Consider the following 14083-nt stretch of genomic DNA (forward strand, 5'->3'; position numbering starts at 1 on the left):
GCGTCGGCCGCCCGTGAGGGCGGGGGTGGCGGGGTCCGGTGCGTGCGCTCGCAAGGCGCAGGAGGGAGTCGACGCGGGCGTCGGCGACCGACGACGACGCGGCGAGCGTGCGTGCCGGACCCCGCCCCCCGGACGGGACTTCGACGACACCCCCTAGACCCCCACGGGCTAGCATGGCGGCGTATCGTCCGGTACCCCCGCGGACTGGAACGGAAGGCATTCCCCGCGTGAATCACTCACAGCAGCCACGCCCTGCCCGGCTCGCCGTCGGCGTCGTCGGGGCGGGCCGCGTCGGCCCGGCGCTGGCCCGTGCGCTCCAGCAGGCGGGCCACCGGCCCGTCGCCGTGTCGGGCGTGTCCGACGCGTCCGTGCGCCGCGCCGCGCGGATGCTGCCCGACGTGCCGCTGGTGCCGCCCGCGCAGGTGCTGGAGCTGGCCGACCTGGTCCTGCTGACCGTCCCCGACGACGCGCTGCCGTCGCTGGTGGAAGGGCTGGCGGAGACCGGCGCGGTCCGGCCCGGCCAGCTCCTCGTGCACACCTCCGGCCGGTACGGGACCGCCGTACTCGACCCGGCGCGCCGGGCGGGCGCCCTGCCACTGGCGCTGCACCCCGCGATGACCTTCACCGGTACCGAGGTCGACGTACAGCGGCTGGCCGGCTGCTCCTTCGGCGTCACCGCCCCCGACGAGCTGCGGCTGGCCGCCGAGGCCCTGGTCATCGAGATGGGCGGGGAGCCCGAGTGGATCGCGGAGGAGAACCGGGCGCTCTACCACGCGGCCCTGGCCCTCGGTGCGAACCACCTGGTCACGCTGGTCGCCCAGTCCCTGGAGCTGCTGCGCAAGGCCGGGGTCGGGCACCCCGACCGGATGCTCGGCCCGCTGCTCGGGGCGGCCCTCGACAACGCCCTGCGCTCCGGGGACGCGGCCCTGACCGGGCCGGTGGCCCGCGGTGACGCCGGGACGGTCGCCGCACACGTGTCGGAGCTGCGCCGGCACGCGCCGGGCACGGTCGCCGGATACCTGGCGATGGCCCGCACCACCGCCGACCGGGCCCTCGCGCACGGTCTGCTCAAGCCCGAACTCGCCGAGGACCTGCTCGGCGTACTCGCCGACACGGACCCTGACGGGGGCGATCAGTGACCGAGCTGCTGCTGCACACCGCCGACGAGCTGCACAAGCTGCCGCGCACCGGGCGGCGGGCCGTGGTGATGACCATGGGCGCCCTGCACGAGGGCCACGCGACCCTCGTCCGGACCGCCCGCGACCTGGTCGGAGCCGAGGGGCAGGTCGTCGTCACCGTCTTCGTCAACCCGCTGCAGTTCGGGGCGGGCGAGGACCTGGACCGCTACCCCCGCACCCTCGACGCGGACCTGGCGGTCGCCGAAGGCGCGGGCGCCGACGCCGTGTTCGCGCCCGCCGTCGAGGAGGTCTACCCGGGCGGGGACCCGCAGGTGCGGATCAGCGCCGGCCCGATGGGCGAGCGCCTCGAAGGGGCCACCCGGCCCGGCCACTTCGACGGGATGCTGACCGTCGTCGCCAAGCTGCTCCACCTGACCCGCCCCGACCTGGCGCTCTACGGCCAGAAGGACGCACAGCAACTGGCCCTGATCCGGCGGATGGTGACCGACCTGAACTTCCCCGTCGAGGTGGTCGGCGTACCGACCGTCCGCGAGGAGGACGGGCTGGCGCTGTCGTCCCGCAACCGCTACCTCTCCCCCGCGGACCGGCAGACCGCCCTGGCGCTGTCCCGGGCCCTGTTCGCCGGCCGCGACCGGCTCGCCGCGCAGGCCGCGCTGCGGGCCCGCGCCGAGGCCGCCCCGGCCAGCGACGAGCGGGCCACCGCCCTGGCCCGGCTCGGCGAGATCCGCGCCTCGGCCGACGCGCACGCCGTCTCGGCGGCCTGCACGGGCCTGCCGGACGCGGTACGGTCCGCGGCGGCCCACGTCCTGGCGGACGCGGCCCGTTCGGAGCCGCCGCTCGTGCTGGACTACCTGGCGCTGGTGGACCCGAAGGACTTCACCGAGGCCGGTCCCGACTTCACCGGGCAGGCCGTCCTGGCCGTCGCCGCGAAGGTGGGCACGACCCGGCTGATCGACAACATCCCATTGGAATTCGGAGCACACTCGTGAGCACCCCTGGCAGAGGCCCCGCCGGCAGCACGGGCATACGGCTGCACGCGCCGGCGCCCGGCTGGTCCCTGGACGCCGACGTCGTGGTCGTCGGCTCCGGCGTGGCCGGCCTGACCGCCGCGCTGCGCTGCGCGGCCGCGGGCCGCCGTACCGTCGTGGTCACCAAGGCCCGGCTCGACGACGGCTCCACCCGCTGGGCCCAGGGCGGCATCGCCGCGGCCCTCGGCGAGGGCGACAGCCCCGAGCAGCACCTCGACGACACCCTGGTCGCGGGCGCCGGCCTGTGCGACGAGGAGGCCGTACGGCTGCTCGTCACCGAAGGCCCCGACGCGGTACGGCGGTTGATCGACACCGGTGCGGTCTTCGACACCTCCTTGGAAACCGGCGAGATCGAACTGACCCGGGAGGGCGGCCACCACCGCCGGCGGATCGCGCACGCGGGCGGCGACGCCACCGGCGCCGAGATCTCCCGGGCGCTGGTCGAGGCCGTGCACGCCGCGGGCATAGAGACCGTGGAGAACGCGCTCGTACTGGACCTCCTCCAGGACGCGCAGGGCCGTACGGCGGGTGTCACGCTGCACGTCATGGGCGAGGGGCAGCACGACGGCGTCGGCGCCGTCCACGCCCCGGCCGTGATCCTGGCGACCGGCGGCATGGGCCAGGTCTTCTCCGCGACGACGAACCCGTCGGTGTCCACCGGTGACGGCGTGGCGCTGGCGCTGCGCGCCGGGGCGGAGGTCTCCGACCTGGAGTTCGTGCAGTTCCACCCGACGGTGCTGTTCCTCGGCCCGGACGCCGAGGGGCAGCAGCCGCTGGTGTCGGAGGCGGTGCGGGGCGAGGGCGCGTACCTCGTCGACGCCGACGGCGTCCGCTTCATGGTGGGCCAGCACGAGCTCGCCGAACTGGCCCCGCGCGACATCGTCGCCAAGGGCATCATGCGCCGCATGCAGGAGCAGGGCGCGCGGCACATGTACCTCGACGCCCGGCACTTCGGCGCCGAGATGTGGGAGCAGCGCTTCCCGACGATCCTGGCCGCCTGCCGCTCGCACGGCATCGACCCGGTGACCGAGCCGATCCCGGTGGCGCCCGCCGCGCACTACGCCTCCGGCGGCGTCCGCACCGACCTGCACGGGCGTACGACCGTCCCCGGCCTGTACGCCTGCGGCGAGGTCGCCTGCACGGGCGTGCACGGCGCGAACCGGCTCGCCTCCAACTCCCTGCTGGAGGGCCTGGTCTTCGCCGAGCGGATCGCCGAGGACATCTCCGCGCAGGAGTACGGCGGGGGCGGCCCGGGCGTGCCGGTTCCCTCGACCGGTCCGCTGCAGCCCGCGGGGGCCCGGTACGAGGTCCAGCGGATCATGACGGACGGCGCGGGCGTGCTGCGCTCCGCCGCGTCGCTGGCCGCGGCGGCGGAGGCCCTGGAGGGGCTGTACGCCACCGCCCTGAACGAACTCGAAGCGCACGGCAAGACCGCCGAGCCGGGCGTGGACACGTGGGAGGCCACGAACCTGCTGTGCGTGGCGCGGGTCCTGGTCGCCGCCGCGCAGCGGCGCGAGGAGACCCGCGGCTGCCACTGGCGCGAGGACCACCCCGACCGGGACGATGCGCGGTGGCGCCGCCACCTGGTGGTCCGGCTCTCGGCCACCGAGAAGCGGGCCCTGGTCGTCGTACCCACCGACTCCGCGGACTTCCCGTCCGTGCACCCCCTGAGCACCCCGAGCCTGGAGCAGTGACCGTGAGCACCCCCGAACTTCCCCTCATCGACCAGAACGACGGCGGCTGCGGCGACGACTGCGCCTGCGGCGACGGCGAGGAGAGCGGCCTCGACCCGGCGCTGGCCCAGCTGCTCGCGGACGCGGGCCTGGACCCGATCGAGGTCGAGGACATCGCCCACATGGCGCTCTCCGAGGACCTCGACGGCGGCGTGGACGTCACCACCGTGGCGACGGTCCCCGAGGACGCCGAGGCCGTCGCCGACTTCGTCGCCCGCGAGGACGGCGTCGTGGCGGGGCTGCGCATCGCCGAGGCGGTGTTCTCCGTGGTGTGCACGGAGGCCTTCGAGGTGGAGCGGCACGCGGAGGACGGCGACAGCGTCAAGGCCGGCGAGCTGCTGCTGTCGGTCCGCGCCCGTACCCGCGACCTGCTGACGGCCGAGCGCAGCGCGCTGAACATCCTGTGCCGCCTCTCGGGCATCGCGACGGCCACCCGCCGCTGGGCGGACGTGCTGGAGGGCACGAAGGCCAGGGTCCGCGACACCCGCAAGACCACGCCGGGCCTGCGCTCGCTGGAGAAGTACGCGGTCCGCTGCGGCGGCGGCGTCAACCACCGCATGTCGCTGTCGGACGCAGCGCTGGTGAAGGACAACCACGTGGTCGCCGCGGGCGGTGTCGCGCAGGCGTTCAACGCGGTGCGCGAGGCCTTCCCGGAGGTCCCGATCGAGGTCGAGGTCGACACGATGCACCAGGTCCGCGAGGTTCTTGACGCGGGCGCCGACCTGATCCTGCTGGACAACTTCACCGTCCCGGAGACCGAGGAGGCCGTCACGCTGGTGGCCGGCCGCGCGGTGCTGGAGTCCTCGGGCCGGCTGACCCTGGACACCGCCCGGGCGTACGCGGAGACCGGCGTGGACTACCTGGCGGTCGGCGGTCTGACGCACTCCTCGCCGATCCTGGACATCGGCCTCGATCTGCGCGAGGCGGTGTAACCGGTGCTCCTCACCATCGACGTAGGCAACACCCACACGGTCCTGGGCCTGTTCGACGGTGACGAGATCGTCGAGCACTGGCGGATCTCGACCGACCCGCGGCGCACGGCCGACGAGATGGCCGTGCTGATGCAGGGCCTGATGGGCATGCACCCGATGCTCGGCAGCGAGCTCGGGGACGGGATCCACGGCATCGCGATCTGCTCGACGGTGCCGTCGGTCCTGCACGAGCTGCGCGAGGTCACCCGCCGCTACTACGGCGACGTGCCGGCGGTGCTGGTGGAGCCCGGCATCAAGACGGGCGTGCCGATCCTGATGGACAACCCGAAGGAGGTCGGCGCGGACCGCATCATCAACGCGGTCGCGGCGGTCGAGCTCTACGGCGGCCCGGCGATCGTGGTCGACTTCGGTACGGCTACCACCTTCGACGCGGTGTCCGCGCGGGGCGAGTACGTGGGCGGGGTGATCTCGCCGGGCATAGAGATCTCGATGGAGGCGCTCGGCGTGCGCGGCGCGCAGCTGCGCAAGATCGAGCTGGCCCGGCCGCGCCACGTGATCGGCAAGTCGACGGTCGAGGCGATGCAGTCGGGCGTGATCTACGGTTTCGCGGGCCAGGTCGACGGGGTCGTGGCCCGGATGGCCAAGGAGCTGGCGGGCCCGCACGGCGACCCGGACGACGTCCGTGTCATCGCCACGGGCGGTCTGGCGCCGATGGTGCTGGGCGAGGCGTCGGTGATCGACGACCACGAGCCGTGGCTGACCCTGATCGGCCTGCGCCTGGTGTACCAGCGCAACGCGCCGAACTTCGAGTAGGCGGACCGGGCGGGCGGCGTCCCGCCGGCCGCGGTCCGGGTCCCTCCCGTCCGGAGCGGCCCGGGCCGCCCGGCCGTGGTCCCGGCCTCGGTGCCGTGCCTCAGCACGGGTGGGGGCGGGTCAGGAGGCGGCGGAGGGCGGCTCTCCAGGGGTGGCTGGCTTCGCCGCCGTCCAGGACGGCGCGGAACTGCTGGTAGGAGCGGGCGGCGCGGAGCACGGCCATGTCGTCCCGGCCGGGCGGCGGGGGCATCGGGGTGGCGTGCTGGGACGCGCGGTAGGTGTCGATGAGGTACTGCGATGTCGCTGTCATGCATCCACCCTCACCCCGTCGGCCCCGTCCCGCACGACGGTTGACGTACCCCGTCAAACGTCCCCGGCCGCAGGCCGCCCCCGGCGCCCGCGACCACCCGTACGGCCGCCGGGCCGGGGCCCGCGCGGCCACCCGTACGGCGGCGGCCGGAGGGCCGCGCGGACGTCCATGACGTGCGGGAACGGACAGAATGGCCCGATGAGCGTCACCATCGACATCGCCGGGCTCCCCAGCGAGCGGATCACCTTCGCGCCCTCCCCGCTCGCGGAGCTCTGCATGGCCCTGCACGCGCTCTCGCAGCCGGGGCACCATCCGCGGCTGGCCTCCTGGACCACCGCCACCTCGGCCTCGCTCGATCCGTGTCTCGCGGACCGGCTGCTGGAGGCCGAGTTCCTGTGGCGCAGCTCCTTCTCCGACATCTTCATGCCCTTCGCCGGGATCCCCGGCGGGAGCGGGCGGCCCGCGCCGACGCTGGCCGGGGAGCTGGACGTACTGGACCGGCTGGACGACGAGCGGTTCGTGGGGGCGGCCCTGGAGCACTGCCGGCCGGCGCTCTACAACGAGGGCGGCGGGGCCTCGCCACTGAAGGACCCCGCGGCCCGGGCCCGGGCGCTGGAGGCGGCGGCCGCGCGCGGCCCGCGCCGGCTGGACTTCTCCGTGCGGCTGCTGGACGAGCCGGCGGCCGTACGGGTGTGGCTGCGGCGGCTCCTGGAGGACTGCGACGAGGCGTTCTTCGCCGAGACGTGGAAGCGCCTGGAGCCCGGGCAGAGCGCCGACGCCCGGCACAAGTCCGAGCTGCTGCGCCGCAAGGGCCTGCCGGCCGCGCTGAAGGACGTGTCGGCGGCCCTGAGCGTCGACGAGGGGCTCACCACCGTCACCGCCGACAAGATGGTCCACGGGGCGACGACGGCCACCGATCCGCGAATAGGCAGCGGCCTCGTCTTCGTGCCGACCGACTTCGGCCGGCCGCATCTGATGGTGCTGCACGCACCGGACTGGCGGCCGGTGGTCCACTATCCGCTCGGCACCCCCGCACCGGCCCCCGGGCCGGGCTCGGTGGAGCTGCTCCAGCGGCGGATGGAGGCACTGGCGCACCCGATGCGGATGATGCTGTGCCGGAGTCTGGCCCGGGCCCCGTACACGACCAGCGAGCTGGCGAACGTGCACGGGATCACCGCGCCGGAGGTGTCGCGGCATCTGGCCGTCCTGAAAAGGGCCGGTCTGATGCATACACGCAGGCAAGGTCGTTATGCCCAGCACGAGTTGGATCTGGCTGCCGTCGCCCGTATCGGCACCGACTTCATCGAGGGCATCCTCCGCTAGGACCAACGGACGTGCGATTGGCTGGATTTGACCGGCCCAGAGTCACCGATATACGGAATTCATAAACCGAAATCAGCGAAAACTCTGGCCATGATGGCCGCTTGCTGTCTAACGTGCGCTCACTGTTCCCCCGTGTACCGCGCACCGCATCCAGGGGCTCGGCCCGTCGCGTCCGCCGCGCCGCGCCCTGCTCCGCCCCGTCGTGCCCAGTTCCGCCTGCCCTGCTCGCCTTTGTCGTGGAAGGACCTCCATGCCCTCACGCCGTATAGCCGCAGCAACCGCCGCCCTGGCAGCCGCGGCCCTCGTCTCGCCCCTGCTGCTCGCCGGACCGGCCGGCGCCACCAGCCCGCAGAGCGACGCCGCCCGCGGCGACGCGCTGGCCCGCAAACTGGTCAAGGACGCGACCGGCAAGGGAGCCTTCAACCACCTCAAGGTCCTGCAGTCGATCGCCGACTACAACAACGGCAACCGGGCGGCCGGCTCGAAGGGCCACGAGCAGTCGGCCAAGTACGTCGAGGCCGTGATGAAGGCGGCCGGCTACAAGGTCACCCGCAACGAGTTCGACTTCGTCTTCGTCGAGACCGTCGAAGAGAAGCTGACGGTGAACGGTGCGAGCGGGCGCGACGTCCCGATCCACCTGATGACCTACACGGCGAACTCCCCGGAGGGCGGTGTGACGGCCCCCGTCGCCGTCGCCCCGGTCGACGCGGACGGCACCAACGGCTGCGAGCCGGGCGACTTCGCCGCCGGCGCCTTCACCGGGAAGATCGCCCTGGTCAAGCGCGGCGGCTGCACCTTCGCGGTCAAGCAGGAGAACGCGGCCGCGGCCGGCGCGGTCGGCGCGGTGATCTACAACAACACCGCGGGCGCCCTCAACGGCACCATAGGGGACCCCGCCGCGGGCAAGGTCCCCACGGGCGGCATCAGCCAGGAGGACGGCGAGAAGCTCGCCGCCGAGGCGGCCGCCGGCCCGGTCGAGGTCACCCTCGACATCCGCGAGCTGCGCGAGAACCGCAAGACCTTCAACGTCATCGCCGAGACCAAGGGCGGCGACGAGGACAACACCGTCTTCCTCGGCGCGCACCTCGACTCGGTCGCGGCCGGCCCGGGCATCAACGACAACGGCTCCGGCTCGGCGGGCATCCTCCAGGTCGCCCAGCGCCTCGCGAGCGAGCAGAAGAAGGTCAAGAACAAGGTCAAGTTCGCCTGGTGGTCGGCGGAGGAGTTCGGCCTGCTCGGCTCCGAGGCGTACGTCGCCGGCCTGACGGACGCGCAGAAGAAGCAGATCAGGCTCTACCTGAACTTCGACATGATCGGCTCGCCGAACGCCGCGTACTTCGTCTACGACGGCGACGACTCCGACGGCGTCGGCGCGGGCCCCGGCCCGGAGGGCTCGGCCCAGCTGGAGAAGGGGATCACCGACTTCCTCGACTCGAAGAAGATCCCGCACGCGGGCACGGACTTCTCCGGCCGCTCGGACTACGGCCCGTTCATCGAGGTCGGCATCCCGTCCGGCGGTACCTTCACCGGCGCCGAGGGCATCAAGACGCCCGAGGAGGCCGCGAAGTTCGGCGGCCAGGCCGGTGTCGCCTACGACGTGAACTACCACGGCAAGGGTGACGACATCACCAACATCGACCACAAGGCGCTCGACATCAACGTCGACGTCATCGCGGACGCGGTCGGCCACTACGCCCACGACCTCGCCCCGCTGTCGAAGCCGGTCGTGTCGCAGCCGACCCCGGGCGGCAGCGGCGGTGGCGGCGGCCTCCACACGGGCCACGACGAGGTCACGCAGTAGTCGCACAGCCGGCACAGCGCACAGCCGCGCAGCCGCAGACAGACCGTCGGCCGAGGGGGCCGGGATCCCGTACACGGGGTCCCGGCCCCCTCGGCGCGTTGTCTGGATCGCCCGGGTACGACCGGTACGCGGACGAGCCTCCGCCTTGCGAGGCACCGCATCCGACACGCGCGCCGATCCGCCAGGGATCGCGGGACAGACCTTAGGGCCTGTATCGAGTTGCCCCGCGGCGTCGCGACGCCCGGCACGCACCCTCGGCGCACGCACCGAACGCCGCTCCTTGCTCCACGGGGCAACTCGATACAGACCTAGCGGGCGCTCCGCGACCACCTCGTGGTGACGTACGTGATCGCCTCGGCGGCGGTGTCCAGGCGGCGGGAGCCGGAGCGGGCGGTCCGGCTCAGTTCCACGTGCAGGAAGCGGGTCCCCTGCCGGGCGGCGAGCCGGCCCTGCTCGTTGGTGCGGCCCGCCAGCCTGCACGCGGCGGTCCATGCCCGGCACACCTCGACGTCCCGGGCGGCCAGCCGGTCGGCGAGCCGTTCCGCGTCCTCGACCGCCCGGCTCCCCGCTCCGGTGGAGACGACGGAGTCGCTGCCGGGGACGGAGTCGTCGGCGAAGCCGTGCAGCTGGATGCCCGGCAGGCCGCGCCTGGTGAGCTCGGCGACCACGGCGTGGAAGACCGAGTCGGTGCGGTGCGCCATGTCGGCCGGCTTCCCCTCGGCCCCGCCGTCCGCCTCGCCCCCGCCGTCCGCCTCGTCTTCCGCGCTTTCCTCGTCTCCCGTGTCGGCCGTGCCTGAGGCGGTCGCCGCCCCACCCGCCGTACGGTGGGCCCCCGCCATGACCATGACCCCGCCGGGGGCGCCGCGTAGGACCCTGGCCCCGAGCCGCTCGGTCCCCTGGTCGGCGACCGGGTGCGGGACCTGGACCGACCAGCGGGGAGGGGCGTCCAGGTCGACGTAGACGCGGCCCCAGCCCCGGTTGGCGGATCCGGGCCGGCCCGCCGCGTCGGAGACCTCCGCGAAGCGGCGTCCGCCGACGGTGTCGGTGAAGGTGTCGAGCCGGTAGTCGACCTCGGCCAGCCGACGGCGCGCCTCGTCGACATTCCCGTCGAAAAGGTCTGAAACACCCTCTACGACGATCGATTTCTCGGCCTGCGTGGGCGGCCGATAACCGCCGGTCACGCCGAACTGCCCGGCAAAGCGGGTGACGCGGCTCAGTAGATCTATGTCCTCCGCCACAGGGGAAGCGGAAGGAGAGGCTCCGTTTTCGACCGAATTGGTGGGACCAAAAGCGGCGTAAGCCATCAGCGACATGATCACGCCGCACATGATCACGCCGATGGCCGCACCCTGTGTGAATTTCACAGTTTTCACTGGCTGAAAATAGCCGAGTGAAAATCGCCCCTCCCCGTCCGGCCCCCGCCCTGACCCGCGCGGTGCTCCTCGCCCTCCCGCTGAGCCTCGCGCTCGCGGGGTGCGGCCTCCTCGGCATACCGCAGGAGAAGGAGCCGTCGGGCGACGGGGCGGGCGCAGGCGCCAAGGGTACGGGCCGCTCCTTCACCGTCGCCGCCGCGGGCGACATCCTCATCCACCCGCAGCTGACCGACCAGGCGGCCCGGGACGCCAAGGCCGCCGGGCACACCGGCTACGACTTCGACCGGATCATGGCCGGGGTCAAACCGGTCATCAGCAAGGCCGACCTCGGCATCTGTCACATGGAGCCGGTCCTGGGCAAGCCGAACGGCCCCTTCCAGACCTACCCCGACTTCCTCGTCCCGCCGCAGATCGCCAAGACGATCAAGAACACCGGGTACGACACCTGCTCGACGGCGTCGAACCACACCCTCGACCACGGACCGGACGGCGTCTTCCGCACCCTGGACACACTCGACCGCGAGGGCCTGAAGCACACCGGGTCCGCCCGCAGCCAGGAGGAGCGCGACACCCCGCTGATCCTGGACGTCAAGGGCGTCAAGGTCGGCCAGATCTCCTTCGCGTTCGGCTTCAACGGGCGCGAGGTCCCCAAGGACAAGCCCTGGCTGGCCAACCTCACCAGCTTCAAGGCCATCGCCGCGGCCGAGAAGAAGGCCCGCGCGGCCGGCGCCGAGGTCGTGATCCTCTCCATCCACTGGGGCCGCGAACACCAGCCGAACCCGAGCAACCCGCAGCTGGAACTGGCCCGCCGGATCGCCGAGAAGACCGGGATCAACCTGGTCATAGGCCACCACGCCCACGTCGTGCAGCCGATGGAGAAGGTCGGCGGCACCTGGGTCGCCTACGGGCTCGGCAACCAGCTCGCCCGCCACGACGTGCCCAGCGGTCTGACCGAGGAGGGCGCCATCGGCTGGTTCGAGTTCAGCGAGAAGAACGGCACGTGGGACGTCCAGGCCCGCTTCGTACCCACCTTCACCGACATCCCGCCCGACCCCGAGAGCACCCCGGGATCGGAGCTGCCCGGCGCGAACACCCAGCCGGTGCGCGACCACCGCCTGGTCGACGTCGTGGAAGCCCTCGGCAAGGACGGCGGCCTGCTGCCGGAACAGCGCGCCCGCTACCGACTGGCCTTCGAACGCACCCAGGGCACCATGCTCAACCGCGGCGCCGGCAAGGACGGGCTGCGCCCGCTGCGGGGGCTGCCCGGGTGACCCCGCGTACAGCAGCCCGCGAGGACACCGCCTCCCCGCTCCCCCAGCCGTCCCAGGAAGGACAACCAGCCGTGGCCGCACCCCGCAGCCGGCGGCGGCACAAAGCCGGCCGCAGGGCCGACATGTCGCTGCTCGGCGGCATCAGGCCGCCGATCACCGTGCTCGCGGTACTGCTGCTCGCCCTGGCGGGATTCACCGCGGTGACCCTGGGCAACGTCCGCGAGGGCCGGCTGCCCGCCGCCGTGCTCACCTCCCAGCAGCACTTCGCGGAGGACGGCGCGATCGCGCTGCGCGCCTCGCTGGACGAGAGCGTCACCGACCTCGACCGGGCAGCGGCCCTGTTCTCCGCCGGGAAACCGGTGGCCCCGGACGCCGTGCTCGACAAGATCGGCAGCGTCTACCAGAAGTGGCGCGGCACCGCCGTCGTCGAGATCGGCTCGGGCCGGCTGCTGGCCGCCCGCGGCGAGAACCTGCCCCTGACCGCGATCGACCGCACCCGGCTCGCCGACGAGGGCGGCCTGGCCCCCCGCATGGTCAAACTGTCCAACGGCGAGACCCGGCTGCTCACCCTCTCCCTGCTGTCGTGGAACGGCCAGCCCCAGCAGTTGCTGGTCGCCTCCAGCAGCCTGCGCTTCCCCGGTATCAGCCTCGGCAACTTCCGGGCCATCGCCGTCGTCGGCTCCGACGGCACGGTGCTCAGCAACGACGGCATCCCCGAGCCCGAGATGGTCCTCACCGACCTCCAGCGCGCCGACGTCAAACGCGACACCAAGCAGCTGCGCTCCTTCGCCAGGACCGCCGCCAAGCGGGCCAAAGCCAACCCGCTGACCACGAAGGAGCCCGGCTCCGGCGGCTTCCCCGGCGTCAGCGGCAGCCTCACGGGAGGCGAATGGGGCGGTGAACGCGCCGCCGCCGGCTACGCCCGCCTCGCCGGACCCGAGCCGGGCGTCGGCACCAGCGCCACCAGCCTGGAACTGACCGTCGTCGCCATGGTCAACGTCGCGCAGAACCCGGCCCGCACCTCCGACGCCGTCGCCGGGCTGGCCCTGGCCGGCGCCCTGCTGCTCGTCGGCGCCCTGGTCGTCGCCCTGCTCGTCACCACCGTGCAGCGGCCGCTGATCACCCTGTTCCTGGAGAGCCGGCGGCTTACCCGCGGCGACCTGACCCGCCCGGTGTCCGTCCCCCGCGGGAGCGAGGCGGCCCGGATCGGCACCGCACTGGAGCGGCTGCGCACCCAGCTGCTGGACCAGGACACCGCCCAGCCGCCCGCCCCCGCCGGCAAGCGGAAGCGCCGTACGGGCGCCCGTACCCTCCTCGCCCTGTGCGCGGTCCTGCTCCTGGCCTGGTGCGTGCCGCTGGGCCTGCTGGTCAACCGGGCCGGCGCGGACGTCGTCGTACCGCAACAGCTGGTCAACGACCAGCGCGAGCGCACCGACACCCTCAACGACCGCATCCGGCGCGCCCTCAACGAGGGCCAGGCCGACCTGCAGTCCGTCGCCTCGCTGATGGGCGACGACACCACCCCGCAGCACATGACCACCGTCCTGGAGCGCACCGCCCGGGAGCACGTCCGCTACGACTCCCTCTACGTGCTCGACGCCACCGGCACGGTCCTCGCCCAGGCCGGAGGCACACCGCAGGCCACCGGCGCCGACGGCCCCCGCAAGGAGCCGATCGCGCTCCACGACGGCGGCAAGAAGCCGGTCGTCGTCGCGACCGCCCAGCTCCCGGGCCAGAGCGGCTCGGCGGTCGTGGGCGAGCTGCGCATCGACTTCCTCAACTCGCTGCTCAAGCGGCCGGGCCTGGGGGAGATCCGGGTGGTCGACTCCGAGCACCGGGTCATCGCCTCCAACAGCGGCTACCGCGCCTTCCAGAAGCTCGGCGACGAACGACTCGACGCCCTGGTCGCGGGCTCCGCCCTCAAGGTCGGCATGGCCCCGCGCCCCGGCAGCGTCCTGTACCGCAGCGGCGGCGACCACGTCATCGCGGCAGCCGCGCCGTTCGTGGGCGGCGGCGCCGCCAAGCCCCTGGACTGGACCGTGGTCAGCTGGCAGTCCGCCAAGGGCCTGGCCATCCACGAGTACAGCCTGCAGAACCGCACCGTGCTCGCCGGCCTGCTCGGCCTCGCGGTCGGCGCGGCCTGCCTGGGCTGGCTCCGGATCATCGTGGTCACCCCGCTGCGCGAACTCGCCGGGCGCGCCGAGGCGCTCGCCGACGGCGACCGGCGCACGGTCCTGTACCCGCGCCACCACGACGAGGTGGGCGCCGTGACACGGAGCCTGGAGATCATCCGCCAGCAGCTCCAGCAGCAGCGCAAGCAGGCCGGCGGGCGAACGCCCGTACCGGCCGGAAGGAACTGA

Annotated in this window: 11 protein-coding genes; 9 read left to right on the top strand and 2 right to left on the bottom strand. The window is 73.3% G+C overall.

Annotated features, from left to right (window positions below):
- Positions 1 to 227: 227 nt before the first annotated feature.
- The 5 genes from BSL84_RS15815 to BSL84_RS15835 are packed head-to-tail and all read left to right on the top strand — an operon-like array spanning position 228 to position 5645.
- Positions 228 to 1139 (top strand): Rossmann-like and DUF2520 domain-containing protein, encoded by a 912-nt coding sequence (locus BSL84_RS15815; protein WP_030032873.1) that lies wholly within the window; start codon positions 228 to 230, stop codon positions 1137 to 1139.
- Positions 1136 to 2128, top strand: coding sequence for a pantoate--beta-alanine ligase (panC, locus tag BSL84_RS15820; protein ID WP_045324178.1), 993 nt, complete (start codon positions 1136 to 1138; stop codon positions 2126 to 2128). Before BSL84_RS15815 ends, panC begins: the two co-directional genes overlap by 4 nt.
- Entirely contained in the window at positions 2125 to 3861 is a 1737-nt protein-coding gene (locus BSL84_RS15825) for an L-aspartate oxidase (protein ID WP_030030564.1), read from the top strand. The genes panC and BSL84_RS15825 overlap by 4 nt, the downstream gene beginning before the upstream one ends.
- 2 nt (positions 3862 to 3863) lie before the next feature.
- Complete coding sequence (nadC, locus tag BSL84_RS15830) at positions 3864 to 4832, top strand: carboxylating nicotinate-nucleotide diphosphorylase (protein WP_030030563.1); 969 nt, start codon at positions 3864 to 3866, stop codon at positions 4830 to 4832.
- 3 nt (positions 4833 to 4835) lie between these two features.
- The gene (locus tag BSL84_RS15835; protein WP_030030562.1) at positions 4836 to 5645 is read left to right on the top strand and encodes a type III pantothenate kinase; all 810 of its coding nucleotides are present in this window, start codon (positions 4836 to 4838) and stop codon (positions 5643 to 5645) included.
- A 100-nt stretch (positions 5646 to 5745) separates the two neighbouring features.
- Here the strand turns inward: BSL84_RS15835 and BSL84_RS15840 are convergent, their stop codons facing one another.
- Positions 5746 to 5955 carry a hypothetical protein gene (locus tag BSL84_RS15840; protein ID WP_030030561.1) on the bottom strand — a complete coding sequence of 70 codons (210 nt, stop codon included), beginning with the start codon at positions 5953 to 5955 and terminating at the stop codon, positions 5746 to 5748.
- Between the two features lie 198 nt (positions 5956 to 6153).
- Here BSL84_RS15840 and BSL84_RS15845 point away from each other — a divergent pair, with 198 nt between their 5' ends.
- Both BSL84_RS15845 and BSL84_RS15850 read left to right on the top strand, forming a co-directional pair.
- Entirely contained in the window at positions 6154 to 7278 is a 1125-nt protein-coding gene (locus BSL84_RS15845) for a DUF5937 family protein (protein ID WP_075970581.1), read from the top strand.
- Between the two features lie 250 nt (positions 7279 to 7528).
- Positions 7529 to 9079 (top strand): M28 family metallopeptidase, encoded by a 1551-nt coding sequence (locus tag BSL84_RS15850; protein ID WP_075970582.1) that lies wholly within the window; start codon positions 7529 to 7531, stop codon positions 9077 to 9079.
- Between the two features lie 308 nt (positions 9080 to 9387).
- On the opposite strand, the gene BSL84_RS15855 is transcribed toward BSL84_RS15850, so the two are convergent.
- Positions 9388 to 10317 carry a hypothetical protein gene (locus BSL84_RS15855; protein ID WP_158880213.1) on the bottom strand — a complete coding sequence of 310 codons (930 nt, stop codon included), beginning with the start codon at positions 10315 to 10317 and terminating at the stop codon, positions 9388 to 9390.
- Between the two features lie 158 nt (positions 10318 to 10475).
- Here BSL84_RS15855 and BSL84_RS15860 point away from each other — a divergent pair, with 158 nt between their 5' ends.
- Both BSL84_RS15860 and BSL84_RS15865 read left to right on the top strand, forming a co-directional pair.
- Complete coding sequence (locus BSL84_RS15860; protein WP_234308590.1) at positions 10476 to 11723, top strand: CapA family protein; 1248 nt, start codon at positions 10476 to 10478, stop codon at positions 11721 to 11723.
- Positions 11724 to 11845: 122 nt separating this feature from the next.
- Positions 11846 to 14083: a HAMP domain-containing protein gene (locus tag BSL84_RS15865; RefSeq protein ID WP_075972113.1), complete on the top strand. Its 2238-nt coding sequence runs from the start codon at positions 11846 to 11848 to the stop codon at positions 14081 to 14083.

Origin of the sequence: Streptomyces sp. TN58 (genome assembly GCF_001941845.1) — a bacterium.
Taxonomy (GTDB): Bacteria; Actinomycetota; Actinomycetes; order Streptomycetales; family Streptomycetaceae; genus Streptomyces.

What these genes read in the sequence shown, in the direction of transcription:
- BSL84_RS15845 (WP_075970581.1), top strand. Translation starts at nt 6,154, where the DNA reads ATGAGCGTCACCATCGACATCGCCGGGCTCCCCAGCGAGCGGATCACC.
- BSL84_RS15840 (WP_030030561.1), bottom strand. Translation starts at nt 5,955, where the DNA reads ATGACAGCGACATCGCAGTACCTCATCGACACCTACCGCGCGTCCCAG.
- BSL84_RS15850 (WP_075970582.1), top strand. Translation starts at nt 7,529, where the DNA reads ATGCCCTCACGCCGTATAGCCGCAGCAACCGCCGCCCTGGCAGCCGCG.
- BSL84_RS15865 (WP_075972113.1), top strand. Translation starts at nt 11,846, where the DNA reads ATGTCGCTGCTCGGCGGCATCAGGCCGCCGATCACCGTGCTCGCGGTA.